The sequence below is a fragment of the Marisediminitalea sp. genome (assembly GCF_984433645.1).
Window position 1 is genome coordinate 1 of record NZ_CFIDRX010000201.1, and the last position, 7,280, is coordinate 7,280.

Below are 7,280 nucleotides of genomic sequence, written 5' to 3' on the forward strand. Positions count from 1 at the left end.
AGGGGCTTAACCGCCAGATTCGCCGTATGTGTGAATTCCTCGGTTACGAAGTGACTAAGCTAAAGCGGACTCGCATTATGCACATCACTCTGGGTAACCTGCGCCCGGGACAATGGCGCAACCTGACTGCACAAGAGTTGAAGCAGTTAAATGATGCAGTGAAGCACTCCCGAAAAACCGCCAGCAAATAACGCCAACAGGTTTATTTATTGCCTTAATAACACGCAGAGAATGTGATGACGGGTGAAATAGCCGCTTTAACTACAGCGCTCTGCTGGGCTATCGCCGCCCGGCTTTTTCGATTATTAGGGCGTTCGTTTTCCCCCCTTGCCATGAATTTTTGGAAGGGCAGTATTTCCATTGTATTACTCAGTATTGCTACGCAATTTTTCTTACCCTCTGTGAGTTTGCCCCCGTCTGCTTGGTACTGGTTGTTGCTCAGTGGCGCAATTGGGATTGGTTTGGGCGATACGTTTTTCTTTCAGGCACTGAATAAAATTGGTGACGCCCAAACTATGCTGGTGGCTGAAACTTTGGCCCCCATTGTTACGGCGTTATTGGCCATGGCCTGGATTGGGGAGTGGCTTAGCTGGCAACAATGGTTGGGAATTGCCGTGGTGATCGTGTCGGTAGACATGATTGTGAAGCTGCAAAAGCGCTCTGCGCTCGAACTGTTTTCACTATCGGGTTATGTATTCGCGGCGTTGGCAGCGTTATGTCAGGCAGTGGGAGCCGTGATCAGTCGCGACATTCTGGTAAGTTACGAGCTTGACGCGTTCAACGCCAGTCAAATCAGGCTCATCGGCGGGCTGGTAATAATTACCTCACTAATGCTCGTTATGAAACAGCGGTGGCTGCCTGAAACCGTCAATGCAATACGAACCTGGGGGCTGTTTTTTGCAACCACACTTATTGGTACCGTAGTGGCTATTTATCTGCAAATGGTGGCGTTCTCTGCAACGAAGGCCGCGGTGGTGCAAACCTTGTTTGCCAGCAGCGTAGTCTTGTCATTGGGTCTGGCCTGGTTGCTGGGCGAGAGAGTGAGTCGAGCCACGCTAATATGGTCACTTATTGCGCTGGTAGGGGTAGCTATTTTGGTATGGCTGGCGTAGATTCAAAGCTGTTATTTTTCGTTAGGGGTTAATCCATGGACGCCACCAATCTTTGGGCATTTGTGCTTTCTTGCCTGTTACTCAATATTCTTCCCGGGCCGGACTCGCTTTATATTATTGCAAGGGCTGCCAGTCAGGGGGCGAAAGCAGGAATTGTAGCAACACTGGGTATTATTAGCGGTGTGAGTGTACATATTCTTGGCGCAGCGGTTGGTCTAGGGGCATTACTTGCCACATCGGCTTGGGCATTTACCGCAGTGAAGCTGGCCGGTTGTTTGTATTTGTTTTATCTGGGCATTAGTTTGCTTATAGCTAAGCGCGAGAAAGAAACCGAGCAAAAGCCCCATATCAAACCGGCAAGTTTGCGCCGAATTTACACCGGTGGTGTGCTCACCAATGTGCTCAACCCTAAAGTGGCACTGTTCTTTTTAGCCTTTGTGCCGCAGTTTATCCCAGCCGATGTTGTGAATAAAACCCAGGCGTTCATTACCCTGGGTGGCGTATTCGTTTTTACCGGCACGTTGTGGTGTATTTTTCTGGCACTTGCTACCGCCTTTATGCGCAATAAGCTTGGCGGTGTAAAAGGATTAGGGTTTTGGTTAAACAAAGCCGCTGGTGGGTTGTTTGTTTACTTTGGCGTGAAGTTAGGGCTGGCAAGTGCCTGAATAAAGCCTGCCGCTTATAAGCGCCACTTCTTGGGATTAACCGCTTTATGTCGAATTGGTATTACCAAGGTTTGCTTTGTTAATAGAATGATCTTACGATTCGGCATGAAATTTTATAACGTTTAGTGGTTACTGCAGTTCGTTATCGATTGGATAAAACGTTGAACTGGCAGGACGCTTATGACACCACTCAAACGGAATTTGTCCCGACTCATGTTTATCAGCCTGGTGATCGCGCTTGGGGTCACCATTTCAGGCTTTATTTATTATTTCAAAATGAGCAGCAATGAGGACACCCTCAATACGCTGCTATTCAGGGAACTCAACCAGGTTGAAGGTAGCTTGCTTCAAAGCCTGGAGAAAGTGCAGGCTACCCTGAATTATTTGCTTCCAGAGAATCATTCTGAGGACAAAGCTGCGGCTCCTCAAAAAGCCGCTATCGACCTCGACAAGTTACAAAAAAATATCGAGGACGCCGTTAAAAAACTGCAAAACTCACCGGATCTGGTTGATATTGAACAAACAGGAAAGGTTAGCCAGGGGCCTCTTTGGAACTCAACGCTAAAAGAGTTTAAGCGCTTTTCCTTCTCTATTTCTGAATACAATGAAGCTCAGTTTACCGGACGGTTTACAACATTTGACTCCACTATTTCGGTCAAATTAAAAAGCAGTATCCACCATGCCTTAAAAAAGACGATGGCCCGCTTTCAAACCGTCTTGCTTGTGGATCAACAGGGTACAGCTTGGTCCGTGGTGAATAACAGTGAGCAATTCAGTAATGAGTCAGAACGAATTATTCGAAAAGTTGAGCACTTCCTGCAGCGCTCAGTACCAGCTGAAAATCAAAGCGGAGACCAGTCTGAGGATAATGCTGAGAGTGTACTGGTAACCGGAACAAGTTTTGTTGATACGCGTTTAAGTACGGGGAGTGTGCGAATTTATGTGCACCCTGTTTTAAGCACTGGGTTAAACGAAGGCAGTAGTGCTTATTACTTATTGGGTATCATTGATAAGAAGACGATCAACGAGAGTAAACTCCAGTTACCACCAAAACTACTCATGTGGCTGATCCTCGGGTTATTGATGCTGATAGCCACAGTGCCCCTACTTAAATTACGGTTTGTCAGCAGCACATACGCCATTCAAAAAACAGATAAAAGCCAGATTGTTATTGGTACGTTGTTTGCCGCGGGTATCCTGAGTATCGCCTTGGTGCAACAGTTGTTTTTCAGTTACTACGACACGTTTAAACAAGAGCAACTTACTCACCTCCACCAGAATATTCGAAACGATTTTAAACAAGAGCTCGAAACGATGTTTCAATCTCTCGGTAATCTTTCATTTAATGAATGTGAACTCTACAAAGATACAGAGCCCTATAAGCAGAAAATCTGCGGCGCACAGCTATCAGGAGATAAAATAGTCAGTCAAAGTGGTATCGAGTACTTATCACTGTTCGAAAGTATTGCTGCGGTAAATGAAAAGGGCAAAGTGGATACGGAACTGCTGTCGTTCCATTCATCCAGACAGTTGGCTTTTAGGAAGGAGTTAGACCTGTCAAAGCGCGAATATTTTAAAGCAGGGATAGCCGGTGAATTTTGGAGCCATCAATGGTCAACTGAGTTGCCCAGCGAGCAGTCGAAAACGTTTATCCAGCGATTTTATTTACAGCGTTTGTTTAATATTGAAGACGGGCGAAGAAATACACTGATATCCATGCCTTTTGGTGTGATAAACGGATTGATTAAGAATACCAAAAGTGCGCCGAACATTTCAGAGCTGCTGAGCTGGGTTGGGAAAATGCTCGCTAAGCTAAAGACCTTTCAGGAAAGCGAAAAAATAACTATAACTGGCACGCGATTCTCAAGTTTAGTTGACCGCGTCCTACCTAAAAACTTCAGTTTTGCGGTGATCAATCAGAACGGTGACGTGCTTTTTCATAGCGATGATTCGCTAAGCTTAAACGAGAACTTTTTTACAGAGTCAAACCGGAACCCTGAATTACTCATAGCTGCCGAGCACGGCTTAAGCGCGAACCCTACGCCAATAACGCTAAATTATAAGGGGGTGAAGCACCAGGCGTTAGTCGGGCCTCTTATTCCTGTAGAAAACGAAGATCACGCTGCGAAGTCTCTGCCCTGGCAATTAGTGGTGTTCTTTAATCCGGAAGAATTGCAAAACAACAACATGATCCTGGTATTTCTGGCGGTGTTCTTATTTATGCTGGTGATGGTCCCGGTCTTTTTGTGGTTGCGCTTTGTTACACATCAGCGGTTTTGGCAGCAACTTGTGTATTTCGACAAACAAAGGCGAGAGCAATATCCTGCCTTCGCGTTGCTGTTGTTCGCTGCGAGCTTTTGTATTCAGTATCAAATGGGGGTGATCGAGCCCTTGGGAAGCCGATTGTTGCTTTGGGCTGCGCTTGCATTCGGTGTGGCGGTGTTCTTTGTGCGCCAGTTCAAACTGGATTTTTCACAGTATTTTGTCTCAAAGCAACCTCTGGTTGGGTTTGGCTTTATGCTGGTTGGTTTCCTGGTTGTGTGCGGGATTAGCTGGTCTTCGCAAAGTTGGGAACACAACACGCCACTTAACTGGCTATTTTGTTTAATCGGTATAGGGTTGCTCGCGGTAGCCTATTTCGTCTGTACGAAGAAAGCGATGCCGAAGAATCTCAAGCCTTGCTTGCAATACGCTTCTGAAAAACGTGAAGCCAGGCGTTATACAACCGGGTATGTCTGGTTTTTGTCTGGTTTGATTTACTTTGCAGCAGCGGTACCCGCATCGCTCATTGCCTACTCTACTCACGACTATTTATTGGAACAGCAAGCGCACTTTGAAGAGCAGCATGCCAAACAGACGTTGCAGGCACGAGACGAAAGTTTCAATAAATACAAAGCGTATTTAAACGGAGGGCCTTGTTTAGAGGAAGATGTATTCCCGTGCAATCTTAGGGTAGAAAGGCCTCTGGAAACGGTGCTTCAATCCTTCTTTCCTGGATCTGTCACGAATTCGGAAAATAATACGGCAACTTTTTCGGGACTTCAGTGGGTAGAACTTCCCCCTTCACCGGATGACAAGGAAGCTGAAGTTGAGCATGAAGCACATAAAGGCGATGTCCTTATAGCCGGTATTCTTAGCGCGATTCCAAGTGAAACCGCGTTTGTCAGCCACTTAACTTACTCTGCAAAGCAAGTCGTTGACACGCATCACCCAGAAATGCACGGCGAACAAAAACTGCATTATAACGCCGACCATTTGATGCTAAGAGCGATTGTCGATGGCGGTTGGGGGATCATGTTGTTTATTTCCCTGTTCACGCCATTAACGATTTATTTCTGGACCAGAAAGTTACTGGTTCAGCGGTTGATGGGTGAGCATATCTACGATCAGTACAGGGTGAGAAGCGATTGTGAAGCGCAGGACAACATGCAATCTGGCTTTCAGGTATTCAAGGCGTGTCCCGATGATGCCAAGCATTCCCACTTAATGCTGAACGCAACACGTATGCAAGCTCAGGCTTACCTTCAGGAACACGATGATGAAAAAGGCTTACGAGTGCATCCTAATATTCATTTTTATGGCAATGCAGTGCACCGTTTAACGCCTTCTTTAGAGAAAGTCGCTGAGCAATTTTTGTTTCTCACCGAACTCTCTCAACAGATCAAAACGACCTTGTCTGACGGGGAATATTACCTTGTGGCAATATCCGGCATTGAACAGGTCAGTTTAAATGCCGAGCTGCGCAAAGATGCACTCGACTTGTTATACGAGTTACACGTTAATCCTGCAGTAATCCTCGTAATAGTGGCAGAAACGGCACCACTGTACCGAATTCTGAATCCGGGCTGTTATTCAGAGCAGCAAGACATTACGCCGCCAGATACGGATGAAAAATCGGCGTGGACGAAGTTGTTTTCAGAATTCAGCAAACACTATGTATGGTGTCCGGTGAAGAAATCCATGTTGGACAATCCCTTCGATATAGGCAATTTGATTGCTTACGAGTGCAACGCATGGCAGGAAATACAGCATTTAGATGCTGACTTCTTACGCTACACAGAAGAGACCCGGTGCGCAAACGACGGTGTGTCGCCGTGCTCTGCTCCCGAACCACGCAGGCCATACGAGCTCAACAATTACTGGCAGCCTGAACAAGTGATTGAATATATGCTGGTGTATGCGACACCGCTTTATCGCAGAAAGTGGGAAGAGTGTACGCGGCAGGAAAAACTCATCCTGTGGAAGGTGGCTAATGGCGCCAGTATTAATCCATCAAATGCTATGGTAATAGAGCATTTGGTGCGCCGAGGATTTTTATACCGACACAAAGGTTGGCATTTGGTTAACGAGAGCTTTCGCCGTTTCATTCTGGTGGCTGAGGATGAAGCAACAATAAACGACTGGCTGGATAATGCCGGTACCGGCACGTGGAACGTGTTGAGAATTCCTATTTTTGCCCTTTTACTGGTATTGCTGGTTATCTTTGTTTATTCGAGCGGGAGTTCAATGAATTCACTGTTGAGTGTGGCCACGGCCACCCTGGGGTTAATCCCGTTACTGCTTAAGAATATCAGTTTGTTAAAAGGTAGCGGGGCCGGTGAGATAGAGTAAAAAAGCGTTTACCCTAAAAGCCGTTTACTTCCTGAGCTTTTTTACCCAGTCGGGCACGCGTTTCTTAAACCGATTGGGGTGTTCCGGCAACTCGATGGTGGGGTTGGCTTTCTTCAACGCGTCGTATAACGCGGCTCTGTCCAGCCTGTGATTTATCAGCATTAGCTGGTGTGACTTGCCGTCTCTCAGGTGCATTCTGGTGGTGTGGAAGTCCTGTTGCACGTCCGTAGTTTGGGTAATACTCAGGATATCTTTTACTGCCACTTCAATAGTCAGGCTCGAAAAGTACGGGTCGTGATAAAAGAAGGTGGACGGCGTTACAATAACCTCAACGGCTTCATTCTTTTTATACAAATAAAAAGCCCCGGCAAGTAAACAGAGTACAACGACCACAATAGCAATGTCGGCCACTGCCAATAGCTCCTGTACTGCGGTATCGCCCTCAGGCAGAAACTGGTAAGCAGCAGCATACATAGCAAGCGCAACTACTATGTTTAAGCCCAATATTTTGGCGGTGTCTCGCTGCCGGCGATGATATGAAAATAACACGACTCCGTTGTGTTTCATGGAATTGTTCCTGCGTTGCTAGCTAACCTCTAAGGTTAGCCGATTTACTGACTGCATTATGCTTTTATTCGCTTAGGTCGAATAATTCTTGTGCAGCCCGCTATTCACCTATATAATGCGCGCCCTTACAGCCAACCAAACAAGTTCCTTGTCTCCATGCAGCTGGCTGTTCTGCCGAGACTACAACCGTAAGGAGCGTATTAATGCGTCATTACGAAATCGTATTTATGGTTCACCCTGATCAGAGTGAACAAGTACCTGGTATGATCGAGCGTTATACCACTATCCTGAAGCAAGAAGGTGGTCAAATCCATCGTCTGGAAGA

Annotated in this window: 5 protein-coding genes and 1 pseudogene; 5 read left to right on the plus strand and 1 reads right to left on the minus strand. The window is 46.4% G+C overall.

Annotation, left to right across the window (positions count from 1 at the left end):
• The 4 genes and pseudogenes from AC4MRN_RS18210 to AC4MRN_RS18225 form a co-directional block, all read left to right on the plus strand.
• A pseudogene (locus AC4MRN_RS18210) lies at positions 1 to 191 on the plus strand (23S rRNA pseudouridine synthase F); the annotation flags it as partial.
• Positions 192 to 236: 45 nt separating this feature from the next.
• Positions 237 to 1,112: a DMT family transporter gene (locus AC4MRN_RS18215; protein WP_073316750.1), complete on the plus strand. Its 876-nt coding sequence runs from the start codon at positions 237 to 239 to the stop codon at positions 1,110 to 1,112.
• 35 nt (positions 1,113 to 1,147) lie between these two features.
• On the plus strand, positions 1,148 to 1,777 hold the full coding sequence (locus tag AC4MRN_RS18220; protein ID WP_073316748.1) for a LysE family translocator: 630 nt from the start codon (positions 1,148 to 1,150) through the stop codon (positions 1,775 to 1,777).
• A 180-nt stretch (positions 1,778 to 1,957) separates the two neighbouring features.
• Entirely contained in the window at positions 1,958 to 6,388 is a 4,431-nt protein-coding gene (locus AC4MRN_RS18225) for a cache domain-containing protein (RefSeq protein ID WP_491204083.1), read from the plus strand.
• Between the two features lie 24 nt (positions 6,389 to 6,412).
• Here the strand turns inward: AC4MRN_RS18225 and AC4MRN_RS18230 are convergent, their stop codons facing one another.
• Complete coding sequence (locus tag AC4MRN_RS18230) at positions 6,413 to 6,955, minus strand: hypothetical protein (RefSeq protein ID WP_491204084.1); 543 nt, start codon at positions 6,953 to 6,955, stop codon at positions 6,413 to 6,415.
• Between the two features lie 203 nt (positions 6,956 to 7,158).
• On the opposite strand from AC4MRN_RS18230, the gene AC4MRN_RS18235 reads away from it, so the two are divergent.
• On the plus strand, positions 7,159 to 7,280 hold a 122-nt coding region (locus AC4MRN_RS18235), incomplete at its 3' end, for a 30S ribosomal protein S6 (RefSeq protein WP_491204085.1).

Bases quoted from the DNA above. Each gene is read 5' to 3' on its own strand.
- AC4MRN_RS18215 (WP_073316750.1), top strand. From the start codon at position 237: ATGACGGGTGAAATAGCCGCTTTAACTACAGCGCTCTGCTGGGCTATC.
- AC4MRN_RS18230 (WP_491204084.1), bottom strand. From the start codon at position 6,955: ATGAAACACAACGGAGTCGTGTTATTTTCATATCATCGCCGGCAGCGA.
- AC4MRN_RS18220 (WP_073316748.1), top strand. From the start codon at position 1,148: ATGGACGCCACCAATCTTTGGGCATTTGTGCTTTCTTGCCTGTTACTC.
- AC4MRN_RS18225 (WP_491204083.1), top strand. From the start codon at position 1,958: ATGACACCACTCAAACGGAATTTGTCCCGACTCATGTTTATCAGCCTG.